Source organism: Sphingobium sp. LB126 (assembly GCF_002795205.1).
Classification (GTDB): domain Bacteria; phylum Pseudomonadota; class Alphaproteobacteria; order Sphingomonadales; family Sphingomonadaceae; genus Sphingobium; species Sphingobium chungbukense.
On record NZ_NETV01000002.1, the window covers coordinates 951,875 to 970,771 of the forward strand.

At 61.1% G+C, this 18,897-nt stretch carries 12 protein-coding genes; 7 read left to right on the forward strand and 5 right to left on the reverse strand.

The window, feature by feature from the left end; genetic code table 11:
• Window positions 1–22: 22 nt before the first annotated feature.
• Complete coding sequence (locus CAF53_RS20360) at window positions 23–877, reverse strand: alpha/beta hydrolase (protein WP_100239389.1); 855 nt, start codon at window positions 875–877, stop codon at window positions 23–25.
• Between the two features lie 59 nt (window positions 878–936).
• Entirely contained in the window at window positions 937–3,390 is a 2,454-nt protein-coding gene (locus tag CAF53_RS20365; protein ID WP_157801318.1) for a TonB-dependent receptor, read from the reverse strand.
• 273 nt (window positions 3,391–3,663) lie between these two features.
• On the opposite strand from CAF53_RS20365, the gene CAF53_RS20370 reads away from it, so the two are divergent.
• Window positions 3,664–5,286 carry an AMP-binding protein gene (locus CAF53_RS20370; protein ID WP_100239391.1) on the forward strand — a complete coding sequence of 541 codons (1,623 nt, stop codon included), beginning with the start codon at window positions 3,664–3,666 and terminating at the stop codon, window positions 5,284–5,286.
• A gap of 5 nt (window positions 5,287–5,291) precedes the next feature.
• Window positions 5,292–5,921: a 2-hydroxychromene-2-carboxylate isomerase gene (locus CAF53_RS20375; RefSeq protein WP_046764333.1), complete on the forward strand. Its 630-nt coding sequence runs from the start codon at window positions 5,292–5,294 to the stop codon at window positions 5,919–5,921.
• Window positions 5,922–6,155: 234 nt separating this feature from the next.
• Here CAF53_RS20375 and CAF53_RS20380 read toward each other — a convergent pair whose 3' ends face one another.
• A complete protein-coding gene (locus tag CAF53_RS20380; RefSeq protein WP_100239392.1) occupies window positions 6,156–8,564 on the reverse strand; it encodes a TonB-dependent receptor in 2,409 nt (802 codons plus the stop codon).
• Between the two features lie 429 nt (window positions 8,565–8,993).
• Between CAF53_RS20380 and CAF53_RS20385 the strand changes: the two genes are divergently transcribed.
• Genes CAF53_RS20385 through CAF53_RS20395 form a run of 3 tightly spaced genes read left to right on the forward strand, consistent with a single transcriptional unit; the run spans window position 8,994 to window position 12,279 of the window.
• Window positions 8,994–10,328: an LLM class flavin-dependent oxidoreductase gene (locus CAF53_RS20385; protein ID WP_100239393.1), complete on the forward strand. Its 1,335-nt coding sequence runs from the start codon at window positions 8,994–8,996 to the stop codon at window positions 10,326–10,328.
• Entirely contained in the window at window positions 10,325–11,905 is a 1,581-nt protein-coding gene (locus CAF53_RS20390) for an FAD-binding protein (protein ID WP_100239394.1), read from the forward strand. Before CAF53_RS20385 ends, CAF53_RS20390 begins: the two co-directional genes overlap by 4 nt.
• A complete protein-coding gene (locus CAF53_RS20395) occupies window positions 11,902–12,279 on the forward strand; it encodes a ferredoxin family protein (protein WP_046764337.1) in 378 nt (125 codons plus the stop codon). Before CAF53_RS20390 ends, CAF53_RS20395 begins: the two co-directional genes overlap by 4 nt.
• 353 nt (window positions 12,280–12,632) lie before the next feature.
• Here the strand turns inward: CAF53_RS20395 and CAF53_RS20405 are convergent, their stop codons facing one another.
• Entirely contained in the window at window positions 12,633–13,439 is an 807-nt protein-coding gene (locus CAF53_RS20405) for an alpha/beta hydrolase (RefSeq protein ID WP_100239396.1), read from the reverse strand.
• A 55-nt stretch (window positions 13,440–13,494) separates the two neighbouring features.
• Window positions 13,495–15,111, reverse strand: coding sequence for a CocE/NonD family hydrolase (locus tag CAF53_RS20410; RefSeq protein WP_197707497.1), 1,617 nt, complete (start codon window positions 15,109–15,111; stop codon window positions 13,495–13,497).
• A 230-nt stretch (window positions 15,112–15,341) separates the two neighbouring features.
• Here CAF53_RS20410 and CAF53_RS20415 point away from each other — a divergent pair, with 230 nt between their 5' ends.
• Together CAF53_RS20415 and CAF53_RS20420 are read left to right on the forward strand one after the other, a co-directional pair.
• Window positions 15,342–17,546, forward strand: coding sequence for a TonB-dependent receptor (locus CAF53_RS20415; RefSeq protein ID WP_197707498.1), 2,205 nt, complete (start codon window positions 15,342–15,344; stop codon window positions 17,544–17,546).
• Window positions 17,547–17,591: 45 nt separating this feature from the next.
• Window positions 17,592–18,815, forward strand: coding sequence for a serine hydrolase domain-containing protein (locus tag CAF53_RS20420; protein WP_100239399.1), 1,224 nt, complete (start codon window positions 17,592–17,594; stop codon window positions 18,813–18,815).
• Window positions 18,816–18,897: the final 82 nt, after the last annotated feature.

Below are 18,897 nucleotides of genomic sequence, written 5' to 3' on the forward strand. Positions count from 1 at the left end.
AGTTCCTCTCTGTGTTCCGGGATCAAGCGCCAGCAGGAGCGGGCCGTGTTTCGAGAGCGCGCTGAGCGCTGGCCATGAAATCAAGCGTTGATGGGATGACGACGTCCGGCACCTCTAGGATCGGGCTGTGTCCCACCCCTTCGAGCCTTGCGAGCTTGGCGCCGGGAATATTGTCCACAACTTCATGCGTCCATTCCTGCGGACGCGCGACATCCTCGTCGCTCAGATAGACAAGCGTCGGCGCCTTTACCTGGGGAAGCAGCGATACCGCGCTGGGCCGCTCCACCACGCCATGCATGGCGGCCCAGGTAGAGGGGGCAAGCCGTCCGATATGCAGGCGCCAGTGGTCAAGCATCGCCTGCTTTTCCGGATTCGACCGGGTTGTCGCGCCGAACATGATGGACATCATCATGTCCAGATCGCCACCGACAAAGCCGGTGGCATAGGTCCGGTCCAGCAGGTCCGTGAAATGGGCCTTCTGATCGTCCGGCTCACCGCGCACGGACGACCCCATCATCACCATGGAGGCGCACAGATCCGGTCGGCGCGCCGCGATCCGAACCGCAACGTCCCCGCCCATCGACGCCGCTATCAGATGAACCGGCGGCAACCCCAGTGTCTCGATCAGGGCGATCATGTCATCCGCGCAGCAATCCATGGTCACCACAGCTTGGGTAGAGGGCGCGCTGCTGCCTTGCCCGCGGAAGTCCGGACGGATTACCCGGAATCGCCCCTTGGCCGCAGGGACGAGCGCGTCGAACATCCGCCCGTCCAGAAAGAGAGAGTGGAGACACAGGATCGGCGGCAGATCCGCTTCCCCCGTGTCATCGACCCAGAGGATCGTGTCGCGCACCGGAATGCCTGTGCCACCATCCATATCCGAACTCTCCTCTTTCCTGTCTTCCTGCCCATGCGCGCACAATGGCGCGATCACGCTCAGAATTTATAGCCCAACGTTACACCATATTCGGACGGACGGCCCGTGTAGCGGACGATAGTGTCGAACGCGCGCAGGCTGTTCGTCCAATAGTGCCTATTGGTGACGTTCCGGCCCCAGACCGACAGCTTCCAGCGCTCGTCGGGAGCCTGCACGCCGGCCCGAAGATCAAGCGTCGCATAGCCGTTGATCGTCGCGTCCTTCTTGTCCTGCCCGCCCAGTTGCGGAGAACCGTAGCTCTTCGTCTGCGCGCGCACGCCCCCGCCCAGGAACGCTTCGACCGTCCCGGTCAGGGAGAACACATAATCCAGGCTTGCCGATCCGGCCAGCTCCGGCGCGAACGGCAGACGAGCGCCCTTGAACGAACTGAAGACCGGGAACAGCAATCCACCGACATTCTGCGCGCCGACAATGCCGTTGAACGTCTTGATCCTGGTGTTCAGATAGGTTCCCGCCAACCGGACGGTCAGGCCACGCGTCGGCACCAGCGTCATGTCCATCTCCGCGCCCCAGATACGGGACTTGGGGATGCTCACCAGCTTTTCGAGGGCACCGAACAGCGGATCCACCGTCTTGCCGCGCGCCTGCTTGTTGGCATAGTCATAATAGAATGCCGCCCCATTCCACACGACGCGATTGCCCAGCAGGTTGGATTTGAAGCCGAGTTCATAGGCCGTCAGTTTCTCCTGCGGGACAGGATAGAATTGCTCCTGGCTGGCGGCATTCACCAGTGGGAACGCCCCGCCCTTGAAACCCCGGGATATGTTGGCATAGATCAGCAAGTCGTCGTTGGGCTTGAAGTCGATGCCGACACTCCAGGGGACATTATCTTCCTTGAGCTTGGCTTTATACGTGCCCGATACACAGATGTTGGGATCGACCGACACCGATTGCCCCGGAATCACGGGAGCATAGGTGACACCGGGACAGAATAGCGGCACATAGACCGCCGGCATGAGGACATTGAAAAAGTCCGTCAGGCCGAGCGCGCCGGGGATAGGTTCGACATAGCCCGGCGTGTCGTAAACCCGGCTGGCCGCCGTCCGGCTGGAATCGGTATAGCGGATGCCGGCCTTCAACTTCAGCCGCTCGCTGAGGTCATATTCCATGTTACCGAACACGGCCCACTGCTTGAAGACCTGGCGCGTATCGAGCGTGTTGGCGGTAAAGCCATCGCGAAAACCGGTCGATGCAAACGGATAGATTGCATCGATCCGTTCATAACTGGCCGTGCGCTGATAATTGCCGCCGACCATCCAGCGCAGCCCCGACCCGACATCGTTGCCGGCAAGCCGAAGCTCCTGACTGAAGTCGTTGGCGTGGGCGGGGTTTGCGGCCTGCTCGAAGGCCGGAAGATCCGTGCCAGAATAGGAGGACGCCTTGCGCTGACGCAGATTGCTGTAGGCGGTCAAGGACGTGAGGGTGATCGTGTCGGACAGGTCGATATTGGCCGTCAGCGCCGTCTGGTAGAAGCGGTCGTCGCGATAGGGCCGGTAATCGGGGTCCCAGTTCGCCGCGCGGTTGTTGTCGGGCGCGCCCGGAATGAGAAGCAGGGCGAAATCGGGAGGAACCACCTGGCCGAAGGTGACGGAGCCGACGGGAGCCTGAAGGTCCGCGGGCGTGGTTTGCCGCGCGAGCTGCGGCGCCTGCGGATCGGACTTGTTCAGCCAGCCGTTGAGATTGAGGACGAAGCCCATCCCCTCGCCCGGTTGCCAGTCGAGCAGGATGCGGCCGGCAAGTTCATCGGTCTTGCCGAGCCTGTCCCTGCGGGTATAGCTATATTGCCATTCGTCGCCCTGGCTGACCTTGACCGCGATACGCCCTTTCAGCGTGTCCGACAGCGGCCCGCTGATGTGCGCCTCGCCACGGATCGTGTTGAAACTCCCGAAGCCGAGCTCGATACCGGCATCCAGATCGTTGGTGGGCTTGGCTGCGATGAGGTTGATCGCGCCGCCGGTCGCGTTGGTGCCGAAGAGCGTGCCCTGCGGGCCCTTGAGCACTTCGACGCGCTCCAGATCGAACGCCGTGAGCGCACCGAACGCCGGAACCGCAAGAGGCAACTGGTCGATATAGAGCGCAACGTCGGGCGCGGCACTCAGGGTGCTTTCGAAGAAGCCCACGCCGCGAAGCGTATAGACCGGCGTTCCGCTCGGGCTGGGGGTGATGTCCAGGCCCGGAACGACCTTGGCCAGATCCGTCACCGCGTTCACGCCCGCATTGTCGAGCGCGGCGCCATCAAAAGCCGAAACGCTCAGTCCGACGTCCTGTAGCTTCTGCTCGCGCTTTTGCGCCGTCACCACGATTTCCCCAAGCCCTCCATCTTCCTGGGGCACGGCGGGAGCTCCACCCTGAGCGAAAGCGACCGCGGGCATGACGAGGGAGAGTGCGCTGCACAGGCCGAGCCGCCGCAGGGGGCCGGTTTGAAAAGGGGTGCGCGAGCGTCGGTTAATCATATTCCCTCCTTCAGCGTGGCCGCTGCAAGCCATCTTCTTGAATGGGGCGTTCGTACCAACACCCTCACGATAGGTCAATATATGAATTTGTGCATATATTGAAATAGACGGAAACGTGGATGAGCTCCCCATATCCCGTGCGGACCAGGCTGGCGATCCAATGGGGATTATTGCATTATATGAATATTTTTGTATATTTGATATATCAGCCGGCCAGTTGTTCGTGACAAAAGTGAGCCGGAGCGGAAAGATCTGACCGGAAAGGACGCCATCATGCCCTCTGCCGCCACGGCCCGAAAAACGCTGTCCTCGTCTTGCTATACGGCTGATCTGACTGCCGTCCTGATCGAGGGGACGGTCGGTGACGCCCTGAACCGAGCGGCAACATCCTATGGCGACAGAATCGCCCTGATCGATGGTCAACCCGACAGAGCGTCACAGCGTCGATGGACGTTCCGGGAACTCGCCGCCGAGGCGGAACAGGTGGCGCGCGCCCTGCTCACCCATTTCAGGCCGGGCGAGCATGTCGCGATTTGGGGCAGCAACAGCCCCGAATGGGTGCTGGTGGAATTTGGCGCGGCATTGGCGGGCCTCGTTCTCGTCACTGTGAACCCCGCCTATCTTGAACATGAACTCGCCCATGTCCTGAAGCAGTCGCGCGCGCGCGGCATCATCGTTCAGGACGAATATCGGGGACGACGACTTGGCGATGTTCTCAGCGGGGTGATGCATGATCTTCCGGAATGCGGCACTGTCGTCCACCTGTCCTCGTGGAGGGACTTCCTGTCGAACGCTTCAGGCGGCGCACTGCCGCATGTCTCCCCAGACGACATCGCGCAAATCCAATACACGTCAGGCACGACCGGCTTTCCCAAGGGCGTGTGTCTCACCCATAGGGGGTTGAGCAATAACGGCCGCCTGTTCGCAGAAATTCTCGGCGCAGATGCCGGGGACATATGGATCAACCCCATGCCGCTATTCCATACCGCGGGGTGCGGGCTCGCCACGCTGGGCGCGCTCCAGACCGGCGGAACCCAGGTGCTACCGCCCGAATATCATCCTGCCCACATGCTGGACCTATTCGAGCAGGAGAAAGGGTCGATCATGCTTTGCGTTCCCACTATGCTGATCCGCATGCTGGAAGAACAGGAAATACATCCTCGCGCCCTGTCGTCCTGGCGATTGGTCGCCCTGGGCGGCGCTCCGGTTTCCCCCGAGTTGGTCAGGCGCGCCGAAAGCCTGGCGAACGTGGATGTCACCATCGGATACGGCCAGACGGAGGCGTCGCCCTATCTCACCCACACCCTGCCCCGCGACCAGCATGCCGGATGGCAGGAAAGCGTTGGCAAGCCCCTTCCCCATACCGAGGTCAAGATCGTCGATCCCGCCACGGGTGAGATCCTGCCGATCGGTGGGTCCGGCGAGATTTGCGGGCGCGGATATGGTATCATGACCGGCTATTTCGATGCCCCGGACGCCACCAGGGCGACGATCGATGACGAAGGCTGGCTGCATAGCGGCGACATTGGCAGTATGGACGAACAGGGCTATTGTCGCGTACTCGGGCGGCTCAAGGACATGATCATCCGCGGCGGGGAAAACATCTATCCTCGCGAGGTCGAGAATGTCCTCATCACCCATCCCGCCATCGCTGACGTCGCCGTGGTCGGGATGCCCGACGATGACTGGGGAGAGACGGTCGCCGCCTGTATCCGCCTCTATGACCCCAAGGCTTCCCGCCCCACCGATCTCGAAGCCTTCTGCCGCAAGCATCTGGCGGGATACAAGGTGCCCCGGCGCTGGCACTTCCTCGAAAGCTTTCCGCAAACCGCATCAGGCAAGGTCCAGAAATTCGCGCTGCGCGATCTTTTGCTCAACGAAGCGGCAGGAGACTAGCGCAGATGGCAAAAGCGGAAAACACCGGCAATCAGGATTCCATCGATTTTTATTTCGATTTCATTTCACCGTTCGGCTGGATCGGCGCGGAGCGGATCGGAACGCTGGCGCGCCGATTCGGTCGCGGCGTTCGTTGGCACCCCTTTCTTCTCAAGGCGACCGTCGTCGATACGATGGGCCTTCCCCCCTTACTCGAAACGCCGCTCAAGGGCGATTATTTGCGCCGCGACCTGCCGCGCAGCCTGCGCTATCATGGTCTTGGCATAGCGGAGGCCCCCGTCTTCACCTTCTCATCCGTCGTCGCCGCGCGTGCCACACTCTGGGTCCGCGACACCGCTCCTCAGAGGACCGAAGATCTTGTCCTCGCCCTCTATCGGGCGCACTGGTCGCAAGGCCATGACATTTCGGAAATCGATACAGTGCTCGCCATCATCGGGGAACTGGAGTTGCCGCAGCATGATGCAAGAGCGGCTCTTCAGTCGGAGACCATCAAGGCCGCATTAAGAAACGAGATCGCCGACGCCATCGCGGCGGGCGTGTTCGGCTCTCCTACAACGATCATCGATGGCGAAATGTTCTGGGGATCCGACCGCTTGGACATGATGACGCAATGGCTCGAGACCGGAGGTTGGTGAAGCCATCCTCGCGCCCGCCACACGAGAGGTGCCCGCTCGGCTGACATTTGGATCATCTTTTGCGCGGCATCCGTGTTGCCGAGGGTCTCGCGCGACCATATGTCATGAGTGATGGTCACACATATCTCGACACGGGCCGACCCGCGAGCCTCCTGAACCCGCGGGCGCGCTGTCCCGCTTCCCCGGCAAGTTCGAGGAAGGGCCGATCGAGGAAGGACCGACCGCTCTCATCCTTCAATATTTATAGGCCGCCTTGAAGAAGATGGTCCGGGGCGCATTTTGCGCGCCCTGGACGAGCTGCGTTCCCGCAAAGGGGCCAGCTCTGAGTGGAGTGCCGACCGGAGCCAGAGCGGAGAAATAGAAGGCGTTACCGACATTGCGAGCGGTCAGCGTGAAGTCCCACCGCCGGTCCGCGGTGGTGAAGCCGATGAAAGCATTGACGAAATGCTTGTCACCGATGCGATATTGCGGGCTGTTGAGCAGGTCGGAGAAATAGGATGTCTGCCAGTTGATGCTACCGCCCAGCTTGATCGTGCCGACCCCGCCGATCGGGATGCCATAATCCGCCGAGGCGAAATATTGCCATTCCGGCTGTCCCGAAAACGCTTTGCCGGTGTAGTTGTAGGCAGGTATAGTTCCGAGGGCCGGCGCCGAATAGTCGTCAAACCGTGTCTTGAGGTAGGTAACGTTCAACGCCAGCGACAGATTATCGACAGGCTGTGCGGACGTCTCCAGTTCGAAGCCCTGGGTATGCGCCGATGGCGCATTGCCCCGCGTGCTGACATAGGTGCCTGAGATCGGGCTGAAGGCCGATACCGCCGTCTGGAGATTCTTATAGTCGTTGTAGAAGCCCGTCAGGTTGACGCGCAGGTGACTGTCCAGCCAGTCGCTCTTGAAGCCGCCCTCAAATGTGTTCACCGTTTCGGGTGCATAGGGCAGCGCGGTCGCCAGATTGAGGGCGCGATTGTTGAATCCGCCTGCGTCAAAGCCTCTCGAATAGCTTGCAAACAGGAAAATGGCGGGCGTGACCTGATAGGAGATGCCAGCCTTGGGCGTGAACGCATGCCAGGTCTTCCTGTTGAGCACCCCTGCGTTGGTGAAGTTGACCTGGGAGGCGGCGACGTTGACGCCAAGAGCGGGGATCGCGCCCCCTGTCAGAACCTGTGGATAGCGCGATGGATCGATCGGGTTGCTGTCGAGATCATAGTTGAGGCCCTGAAAATCGAAGGCGCGGCGTATGGTGATGTATCGCCCGCCCGCGGTCAGGGTCAGCCGGTCGGTCAGACGATAGTTGGCCTGTAGATAGGCTGAATAGTTGCGGGTGATGGTTTTGCCGATCTGGTCGAAGGGTGCAGCGAGCAGCGAAGTGTCCGACTGCGGCAGACCGGTGACATAGCCGATGCGGTTGCTGCGAAAATTTTCGAACAGATAGTAAAGGCCGCCGGTGAAGTCGAAGCGGTTCCAGTTGCCCTGCAATTGCAGTTCCTGGGTGAAGCTCTTCTGCTTGTAGACGATGTAGTTGTCCGAGATGTCGATCCGGCGGGGCTGTGCGCTATTATAGGGGAGCAGATTCTGCCCGTCATTATTGTAATTGACCGGATCCTGATCGAAACCGCGCAAAGCCGTGATCGAATGAACGGAAAGATGGCGGTCCAGATCATAATCGATCCGGCCGGTGACACCCCCGGAATGGGATCGGTTGATCCCGAAACGCCCGGCGTAGCTGACATTGTCCTTGAAGGCGGAGAATTGCGTCGGACTGAACAAAGTCCCACCGGTGATGGCACCCAGGCCGGTCAAGGCGGGATTCGTCGCATTGTAGGTGGTCGCGACATATTGCGCAGCCTGCGAATGATCGATCGTGCCGTCGGCCGAGAGCGTGAGCTTCAATCCGCTGGAAGGCGTGAAGACCAGTTTGACGCGCCCTCCATCTGTATTCTGGTCGTTGACGCGGCGCTGGAGCGACGGGTTCCACGTATAGCCTTCATGCTCGTCATGCGCGAACGCGATGCTGGCGGCCAGCAGGCCCGGCACCAGCGAACCGGCGACATAGGCATGCGCGTTGAAGGTCTTGTAATTGCCGTAGCCCGCATCGAACCTCAGATCGAGGCTGTCGCCCGGTGCGCGCGTGATATAGCGGATCGCGCCGCCGGCCGAGTTCGCGCCGAACAATGTGCCTTGCGGTCCCCGCAGCACCTCGACCCGCTCGATATCCGTCAGGTCCGACATGCCATTGATGGCGCGCGGCAGATAGACGTCGTCGATATAGACGCCGACCGTCGGATCGAAGATCGGATCGCTGTTGCCGATGCCGCGAATGAAGAAGGTATTGGTCAGCGGCGTAATGCCGGTTGGCGGCGTGTAAAGCCCCGGTATCTGCCCGGCGAGATCGCGGGTCGTCAGGACATTGTGATTGCCGCGAAAGACCTCGTCGATCACGCTGACAGCCACAGGAGTGGATTGGAGCCTGGTTTCCTTGCGGGTGGCGGTGACGACGATGTCGCCAAGACCGCTGCCCGCATCAGGACCCTCCGCAGGGACGGCCGTTTCATTGGCCGACGCAGGCGCTATCGACAGGGCTGCGAGCGAAACGATGGGCAGGGCCGTGGCCGCGAGCAGCCATGCCCGGTTGATGACCGGCATATTATATCCTTCTTTGCTAAGGCTTTGGGCGTGGCGCGCTAAGGGCAGCAACTCACAGGATCAGGCACGCGGCAAGACCTGCCGGCCGAGGATCGCACCTCTATAGTGTCTCATCTGAACGGTTGAACCCCCACGGCTTATGCTCTCGCGGAAACACTATTAATTTAGTAGATAATGTATAATGAACTTTGCTGTGCCGGAGAGAAGATCTGCTCAATCGTTGAGCTTTGCTGATTGGATTAGAAGACCCGCTCATCGACAAGGCGAAGGCGGATGGCCGCACCGGTCAGCCGCCCCATGCAGCGCCTGGATTCCCAACTCGTGCACATGTTCGCTTTGAACAAACTCAGCGGTGGTTGAGCAGCTCTTGTTATTCCCGGTCTTTCCAACTCCCTATCCTCGCCCTCCAATAGTTTCAGGAGGATCGACATGGCCAAACGGCAATTGCATCTGGGCGCGATACTCGAAGGGGTCGGGGCCGATCATCATAGCTGGCTCGACCCCGACTTGCCGGGCGACGCCAGTATCGACATCAACTGGTATATCGAGCATGCGCGCCTCGCCGAAGCGGCGAAGTTCGATCTCGTTTTCATCGTCGATTCTCCCTACATCACGCCCGAAACCGCGCCGCATTTCCTCAACAGGCTGGAGCCGCTGACACTGCTGTCGGCGGTGGCGGCATCGACATCGCGCATCGGCCTCGTCGGCACGCTCACCACATCCTATTGGGAACCCTACAACGTCGCGCGGCAGTTCGGGTCACTAGACCATATCAGCCGGGGCCGCGCAGGCTGGAACGTCGTCACCACCGGTCTTGAAGGCGCGGCTCTGAATTACGGACGCGACGCGCATTTCGAACATGGCGTGCGCTATGCCCGCGCACGCGAGTTCGTGGAGGTGGTTCAAGGCCTGTGGGACAGTTATGAGGACGACGCTTTCCCACGCGACCGGGCAAGCGGCGTCTTCCTTGATAAGTCGAAGCAGCACCGGTTGGATCACAAAGGGGCGCATTTCTCGGTCGCCGGGCCACTGGCGCTCGGCCGGTCGCGACAGGGGCAGCCGGTGATCTTTCAGGCGGGCGACAGCAGCGAGGGCCGCGCATTGGGCGCGGCAATTGCGGAGGGCACCTTCGCGGCATCGCAGGATTTCGAAAGCGGCCGCGCTTATTATGCCGACCTCAAGGCACAAGCGGCAGCACTTGGACGCAATCCCGATCATATCGTCGTGATGCCGGGCCTCGTTCCGACGATCGCGGAGACCGACGAGGAAGCGCGCGCCATCGCCGATGCGGCGCAAGGGGCGCTGAGTGTCGAGAAGCTGCTGACGCAGGTCGGGCGTCTTTTCAACTATCATGACTTCTCGAAATATGATCTGGACGCGCCCTTCCCCGACCTGTCGGGTGTGACGCTCAACAGCTACAAGGGTGGGGCCGAACGCGTCATCCGTGTGGCGGCGGAAGAGAAGCTGACACTGCGCCAGGCGGCCTATCGCTTCGGCCAGTGGACCTCGCCCTTCGTCGGATCGCCCGAAACGATCGCGAACGAGATCGAGCGCTGGTTCGTCGGGCGCGCAGCCGACGGGTTCAATCTGCGCGTCACGCGCCCGCGCGACTTCGCCTTGTTCCGGGAGAAAGTCGTACCGATCCTCCAGGAACGCGGGCTCTTCCGACGCGACTATGCGCATGACACGCTGCGCGGGCATCTGGGGCTGCCGGTGCCGGAGCATCGCCATGTCCAACCGCCCGTCGCCATCGCGGCAGAATGAACGACATCCAAGCCCATCGGTGCGACGTCCTGATCATCGGCGGCGGCATGGCGGCGGCATGGGCAGCCATCGCCGCTGCGAAAACGGGTGCGATCACCATCATGGTCGACAAAAGCTATGTCGGCACCAGCGGAGTTACGGCGACGGGTGGCCCCAACCACTGGTGGGTGCCGCCTGATCCTGGAAAACGGCGCGAGGTGATCGAGCGGAAGTTGGCCGCCGGACTGGGCCTTGGCGATCCGGAATGGATGGAGCGGGTCATCGACACCACCTGGCGCACCCTGCCGGAGCTTGCCCCCTATTATCCATTCGGATCGGACGGCAAGGGCGGGCGCTATTATAGCGGCGTACGAGGGGCAGAATATATGCGTGCCCTGCGCGCCTATGCTCTGGCAGCGGGCGCGCGGATCCTGGATCATCATCCTGCGACGCAGTTGCTGGTGAACGGCGACGGCGCGGTCCGGGGTGCGAGGGGACATGCCAGGCTGATCGGACGGGATTGGGAGATACAGGCAGGCGCGGTCATCATGGCGACGGGCGGCTGCGCGTTCCGGTCAGGCTTGCTTGGCAGTCATGGCAATACGGGTGATGGCTATCTGATGGCGGTGGAAGCCGGGGCGGAACTATCCGGCATGGAGTTTTCCATCCAGTATAGCGTGTCGCCCGCCTGGGCATCGACCCGCACTCTACCTTATGGAGCGGCACGCTATTATGATGTGGATGGAGAGGAAATCGTCCAGCCTCCCCGCGGTCACGCCCATTTCCAGGCACTGGGCGCGGCTTTGTTGACGGGGCCGGTCTATGCCGACCTGATCGACGCGCCGTCCGCATTGCCTCCGGTCCTGCACGACATCCAGCCTTTTACGCCGCCGCCCTTCGTCCGAAAGGGTGTCGACCTGTTCAAGGAGCGTTGGCCGATAAAATTGTTCGGCGAAGGAACGATAAGGGGCAATGGCGGGCTACGCATTCGGGACGGGAATTGCCGGACGAACGTGCCGGGCCTCTTCGCCGCGGGCGATGCGGCAACGCGCGAGTTGGCGACGGGCGCCATCAGTGGCGGCGGGGCGGTCAATAGCGCCTGGGCACTGACATCGGGACAAATTGCCGGAGCGGCGGCGGCGAAGGAAGCTCTTGCCGGAAGAAGGCGCACCATGGAGCGGTTGCGATCCGCCGCTTCAGCAGCCATCCATCCGGTCGCGGCCGAACGTCCCGTCGACCGCAAGGCGATAGAGGCCGACATCGACCATCACATGAACGGCTACCAGCACGCGCTTTGGCGCAGCGAGCGGCAATTGACGGACTCGCTGAAGGTGCTTGACGCGCATTGGCGTGCTATCCGCGATCATGGCCGGGCCGAGGGCCTATCGCTCGTGTCGCTGCGGGAGACGGCGGCGATGACCGCCACGGCGCGCTGGTGCACGGCAGCGGCGCTGTCGCGACGGGAAAGCCGTGGCATCCACGTCCGCATCGATGCACCTGAACTCGATGCCGGAAGCGGTGCGCGGCTGCTGACCGGTGGACTGGACATGATCTGGACACGGCCGGAGCAGCAAAGATATGCCGAGGCAGCAGCATGATCACGCACATCTTCGAAGACCTGTGCGACAACTGCAACGATTGCGTCGCCATATGCCCTTCGCATGTGTTGGATGCAGGAGAAGGCGCTCCTGTCATCGCCCGGCTAGACCAATGCCAGACCTGCTATATGTGCGAACTTTATTGCGTTTCCGATGCCATCTATGTGGGGCCGGACGCCCACGCTGCCGAAATCATCGACCCGGAGGCTATCCGCCTGTCCGGGCATCTGGGCCGCATTCGTCACGACCATGGCTGGGACAGACCGGACGCGCCGGGCCATCTTGATCATTACAGGCTGCTGGGACCACTGCTCCAGGAAGGGATCGAGACCGCAGAAAGTCGATACCAGACGCTGAAGACGGATGGCCTATAGCTCCCTTGCTTCAGAACTGCTGGCTGGGCAACTGCGGTCCGCACCGGCAAAGAGCATATACAGAAATCTTGGCGCACGATAAATCCGTCCGTCTTGTGGAGAGACGCCTGTGAGTGAAGTCGATCGACGCAGCCTCGTTGCTGGCTTGATTGCGGGAAGTTTTGCGGGCGTGGGCGCATCACGCGCGGCGGCGCGAGACATCATCATGCCCTTCGCCAATGGCCTGCGTCCGCTTGTCGCCTATCCGCAGAAGCGGCCTTTGATCCGCCTCACCGCCCGTATCTTGGCGCGGCCTATGGCGCTTCGTCACCAGAACATGAAGTCTCGTCCTTCGGAGGAGTCACGAGCGAAGGTCAGTAAGAGGGAGGATCGGCGAGGAATGCGTCGATTTCCCTGGCCACGATCAGCGCACTCTCGATCGGGAGCATATGCCCCTCGGTAGAATAGACCACCTCCTTGCACCGCGGCAGCTTGCACGCCATGTCGTGCTGGATGGCGGGCGGGACCACAGGATCGGCCTCGCCACGGATGAGCAGGGCCGGCGCGGCGACATCCTTTAGCTGATCGTCGATCGAGAACAACGGATTGGCTGCCTGGAGCGCCAGGTGAACGCCGCTGTCGAGCGAGGTGACAGCGTCGAGCGTGGCTTCCGTCCACGGGCTCGGTTGACGCACGAACATCCCGTCGAATCCCGGACGCAGGACATCGCGATTGCGACCATTCTCGATCATGAATTTGAGCGCATCCACTGGATCGCGCCGGTGATCGGCCGGTCCCGGGCACAGCAGGCAAAAGGCCGAAAATGTTCCCGGACGGCGAATTTCCGTGAAGAGACCGACCGGCGCACCAAAGGAATGGCCGACGAAGACCGGCTGATCGAGGCGCAACGTTTCGACAAAGGCGACAATATCGTCGGCCAGTGTCTCGAACGACCAGTCGGCCCATGAATCCCTGGAGGCACCGTGGCCGCGCAGATCGAGCGCATACACCGCATAGCGCTTCGACAGACGCGTCAACAGTTCCTCATAGAGCGGGCCGGTCGAACGCATCGCATAGCCGTGGACAAAGACAAGCGCCTTCTTGCCATTCTCCACGCCATAGGTGGAATAGCCGAGTTCCACGCCGTTCAGCTCAATCCGTTTCATCATTTCGTCGCTCATGACAGCCTCTCAGCAATTCCGCATTTTGAAGTATCGGCAGATCCGTCGCGTCGGATCAGACAAATGGGACGAGTAGATGCGAAGGGTGATGCGGGCCGGTAAGAATTTCATGCCGGCCCTGATTGACGCTGTCGTCATGCCCGAAGCGTGAAAATTCAACGATGTCACGGCCGCTTATGGCAAGCCGCAGGGTTTCGCCGGGCTCGAAAAGGGTGCTGGAGGGCAAGATCTCCAGCTCAACGGGAACGACTTCGCCGGGGCGCAGCTTCTCCGTCCGTTCCAAGCTCTGGAATGGCCGCCACGGTCTGGATCGCAGCGGATCGAGATGCCGTCTCGACGCGCGCAGCCAGCCGAGCGCCACCACGCCCGATCGGAACCCGTCCTTGCCACAGAAAAACACTTCCTGCCCGTGGCGATCAAATTTCCGGACGGCCGCGAACAGATCAAGATCGTCGGTATCTTTGGCGCATACCCATAGTTTGAGCACCATGGGGCCAGTCACTTCAGTCCGGCGGTCGAAGGCGAGGTCGAACTCTATCGACTGCTTTGCTTCGGAGTCATAGGCAACGGACCCGGTCTGCCCCGGCATGGACGTGACGAGCGCCTTACGCGCCGGGTCCAGATATATCGGCGTGAACTTCGTGCTCTCAAGCGGCCAGGCGGTCTCGCTGCGAACCTCGACCCGCTCCTTGGTCGCGCGCACTTCCAACCGGACACGCGGACGGTCTTGAAAACCATTATCTTCGCCCTTGAGGAAATGGTCGAAGAAGGATTTCTGCCACTCGACCGCTTCAGGGCTGTAATAGACTTCCCATTTGTTGCCGCCATGCGTGTAGAGCCATTTCTGTTCCGAGGCGATACGCATGAACCCCTCGATCGAGCCCCGCGTATGCAGGCCGTGATCGGACCAGGACGCGCAGATGAGCGCGGGCACATCGATATTCTCAAGCTCGAACGGATGGCGCGCGGTATGGTCCATCATCGCGGGTCCGGTCTCTGCAATGCCCATGCCGGCTCCGCGGGCAAGCGAACCGGCATAATAGCCGCCCAGAAAGCGGGTTTCCGGCACGCCACCCGGCTCTATGACATCGCGCAGGAAATCGCTCGCCCCTTCCCACGGAACAATGGCTTTCAGGTGGGAAGGTCTTGTCTTGGAGGCGACCATCCACTGGTTGCAGGCGAGATAGGAAACACCGTGAAGCCCGACCGAGCCGTTGCTCCATGGCTGAACGCCTGCCCACTCGATCAATTCCGCATAGTCATACGCGTCTTCCTCGGAGTAGACGCCGGGTTCACCCTCCGACCCATAATAGCCGCGGGGATCGGCAACCATCACGACATAACCATTGGGCACCCAGAAGCCCGGATCCGGCCCTTCCCAGGTCGTCGCCTCGCAGATGTGCATCGTGCCGACCGCCATACCCGCGGCCTTGATCTTGGGCAGTGTCGAATAGTCGGCAGGGCCAAAATCCTTGCCATAGGCCGTCACGCACATGACCACCGGATACCGGCCTTCCGCAATAGGCCGGTATATCGTCGCTTCAAGGTGAACACCGTCACGCATCCGGACGCGAACATCACGATCGACCACGATTCCCTCTGGAAGCGGATAGGTCACCGCTCCGAGATCTTGCTCCACCATGTTCGCCGCTTCATACGTCAACTCCGCCACCTGACACCTCCTCCGCATGTCCGCTCGCGCTGGGGCGGTCATCCATTGCGATCAGGCCTAGTCATGCACGGCCCTGCCGTCTGTCCCTTCTAATTGAGGACAGACGCTCGTCGCCGGATATGGGAAACCGGCCACCGAGCCAATGTGCGCAGGATCGCAATCAAAGCCGCATGCGCCAGCGGTATCGCGCCGCCAGCGCGGCTAATACAAGTCGAAAAGAGGGGATGACGATGTTTCGCAAAATCACAACGCTTCTTATCACGGCTGCGCCGATCGCGATCGGCGCCTGCCCAGCTTATGCGCAGGGGAACGCGGACGCCGGCAGTCTGGAAGACATAGTCGTCACGGCCCAGAAGCGATCTGAAAATCTTCAGGATGTCCCGGTTGCGATCACGGCTGTGACCTCGGCGCGGCTGGAAGCCACGGGTATTTCAAACGCGGCCGATCTTGGTGCCGTGACGCCGAACCTCTCCCTGACCCAGGTTGCCGGCACGATCCAACCCCATATTCGCGGTGTCGGCACCGACTTTTCCGGACCCGGCGTGGAAAATCCGGTCGCGCTCTATGTCGACGGCGTCTATATCGCGAGCGGCACGTCGTCCCTGCTCACGCTCAACAATATCGAGCGGGTGGAGGTGCTCAAGGGCCCACAGGGGACTTTGTTCGGGCGCAACGCCACGGGCGGCCTGATCCATGTCATCACCAAGGATCCCAAATATGATCCTTCGATGGCGCTGGACCTGAGCTATGCCAATTATGAGAAGCTTACCGCCAATGCTTATCTCACCGCCGGATTAGGGGATCGCGTGGCGGCCGACCTGGCGGTGCGTTACGAGCATCAGGGCGAAGGGTGGGGAACCAATCTTTTCAACGGCCGCGACGTCAACCGCACCGATCACGACTTCGCGGTTCGTTCGAAGCTGCTGTTCGAACCCGGCGACAGGACGAAGATACGCCTGGCCGTCGATTATGCCGACCGGAAGGCAACCGACGTGCAACATGCCTATCCGGGCTATCCGCAGAGCTTCAACAATCCCTTTTTCGGCGGGCCATTCCCGCTTGGCGGCGCCTTCGACACCAACAGCAATGTCCAGGGCGACAGCCGATTGCGTTCGGGCGGCATCTCGCTCCAGATCAACCAGGATCTGGGGGCCGTGGCGCTGCAGAGCATCACGGCCTATCGCAAGAGCCGATATATGTTCGAGCTGGATCTCGATCTGACGCCGGTGCAACTGATCAGTTGCTGCGGCACCGATGGCGGACCTGTTCGCGCCAGGCAGATCAGCCAGGAATTCCAACTCTCATCCACCGGCGCGGGACCGCTCAAATGGGTGGCCGGAGCGTATTTCTTTGATGCCAAGGACGGATATGACGATGTCAGCATCGAGCTTGCCGCGCCGGTCTCCTTCATTCCGGGCGTGTCCGCCGCCATCCTGCTGAACAACAGGGTGACGACCCGGTCGCTGGCCGCCTACGGCCAGGCAAGCTATGAGATATTGGACGACACGACCCTTACGCTGGGCGGACGCCTGACTCATGAGAAAAGGGAAATCAGCGGGACGGAGAGTATCGTCGCCGGGGGCGTCATCGCGGCGGTCCACCCTCTGCCTGTGGCCGGCTTTCCCGGAAAAATCGATTTTACGCGGTTCAACTATCGCATTGCGCTGGATCACAAATTCACGCCCGATATCCTAGGCTATGTCAGCTACAATACCGGGTTCAAGAGCGGCGGCTATAATCTGAACTCGTCGGCGAACCCTCCCTATAAGCCAGAGCAGATCAAGGCTGCGGAGGTGGGCCTGAAGACCGAGCTGCTGGACCGGCGGCTAAGGCTGAACATCGCCGCATTCCACTATAATTATTCCAATATACAGGTGACCAACTATGCCGGAGGTAACAGCCTGATCGGCAATGGCGCGGCTGCCAAAATCTATGGCATCGATTTCGATGCGGACCTCGCCTTGGGGAATGGATTCTCGCTCAATGGCGGCCTGGGTTATCTGCATGGCCGGTTCAGCTCTTACGACAATGCGCCCTATTTCAACGGCTTTTCTGGTTGCGTCACTGCTCCGGGAAGTTTCTGCACCCTGTCTGCCAAAGGCAATCGGGTGGGGCAATCGCCGACCTGGTCCTTTAATGCCGGTGCGAACTACAAGACCGAACTGGCTCAAGGTGCACTCGCGTTCAGCGTCCTTTACTCCTATTCGAGCCGCTGGTACGCGTCCGCCGACAATTTCGCCTTTCAGCCCGCCTATGGCCTTTTGAATGCTTCCGTCCAATGGACCGAACCAAGCGACCATCTTTCCTTACGCTTCTGGGGTAAGAATCTGACGAACGAAGTCTATGCCACCGGCATCGGCGAGGCCAATCAGGGCGTGTTCCGGCATCTTGGGGCGCCCCGGACATATGGCGTAACGCTCGGCGTGAAGTTCTGACCTGCAATCAAGCGAGCCCGTAGATCAGGGTGCAAAGGATGACTCATGCGGAGTGAAACAGGGCGTGCAGATTTTGGCGAGGTCGCCGCTTTGCTCGATGAATTGGTGGATTCGCAGCAACTGCCCGGCGCCAATGTCGTGATCCACCGGTCGGGCCAGGAGATATTCTACCATCAGTCCGGTTTCAGCGATATCGCGAACGGCACGCCCATAGCGCGAGATTCCATGTTTCGGCTCTTCTCGATGACCAAGCCGGTCATCGCTGCCGCGACAATGGTTCTGATCGATGACGGTGCACTCAGCCTGGATGACGCCGTCGTCGATCATATTCCGGAGTTTGCCGGCCTCGGCGTTTATGCGGACAAAGCCAGTGATGCCACTCGCCCCTCCCCGGCTCACATCCTGACCGTCAAACATCTGCTCACGCACACAGCCGGCTTTTCCTACTGGTTCCAGTCGGGCAATCCGGTCGGTGCGCTCTATGCCGCAGACCCCGGCATCAACCAGGACCGCTGGCGATACGATCCCCTTTTCGGAGGTCTCGATGGCCTTGCGCGTGTCCTGGGCGAGCTTCCTCTTGTCGCGCAGCCCGGCACGCGATGGCATTACAGCATGTCCTTCGAGGTTGCCGGCATCCTGATCGAGCGCGTGAGCGGGCAAAGGCTCGATGATTTTCTGAGAAGGCGGGTCTTCGATCCGCTGAAGATGGATGACACGGTCTTCTGGGTCGAGCCAGGCAAGTCTCACCGGCTTGCCTCCCTTTATCGTCCGAAGGAAGGCGGCGGCTTGGAACTGGCCGAAAGCGGCGCTGACAGCCCTCGGCTGAAGCCGGTTCCCGGTCTCGCCGGCGGCGGCGGCCTCATTTCCACTGTCGATGACTATGGTCGCTTCGCCGAAATGCTGTTGCGAAAGGGTGAGTTTGGGGGTGCGCGCATCCTGTCGGCCCAGTCAGCACACGCGATACTCTCCAATCACCTCCTGCCCGACCAACTCGAAGAGCTGCCCGAGCTCGCGAAGTGGGGCCTGGGCGGAGCCGGTGACGGAATGGGTTTCGGGCTCGGCGGCGCCGTGGTGCTTCGTCCGCCTGCCAACGGCGTACCGGCGTTTCCGGGAGAATATAGCTGGGGCGGCGGTTGCAGCACGACCTTCTGGATCGATCCGAAGCATGATCTCAGCGTCGTATTCATGACGCAGCGCTTCCCGCCTGCCGCGGATATGCCTCGGGATTTGTTGCACAGCGCTGTGTACAACGCGCTCGGGCTTGCGTGATGAGGATGGGCAAGGCAGCGGCGATTCTGTATGAAGCGTCGATGGCTATAGCAACGCAGACGAGCAATCCGCGCGGTTTGGT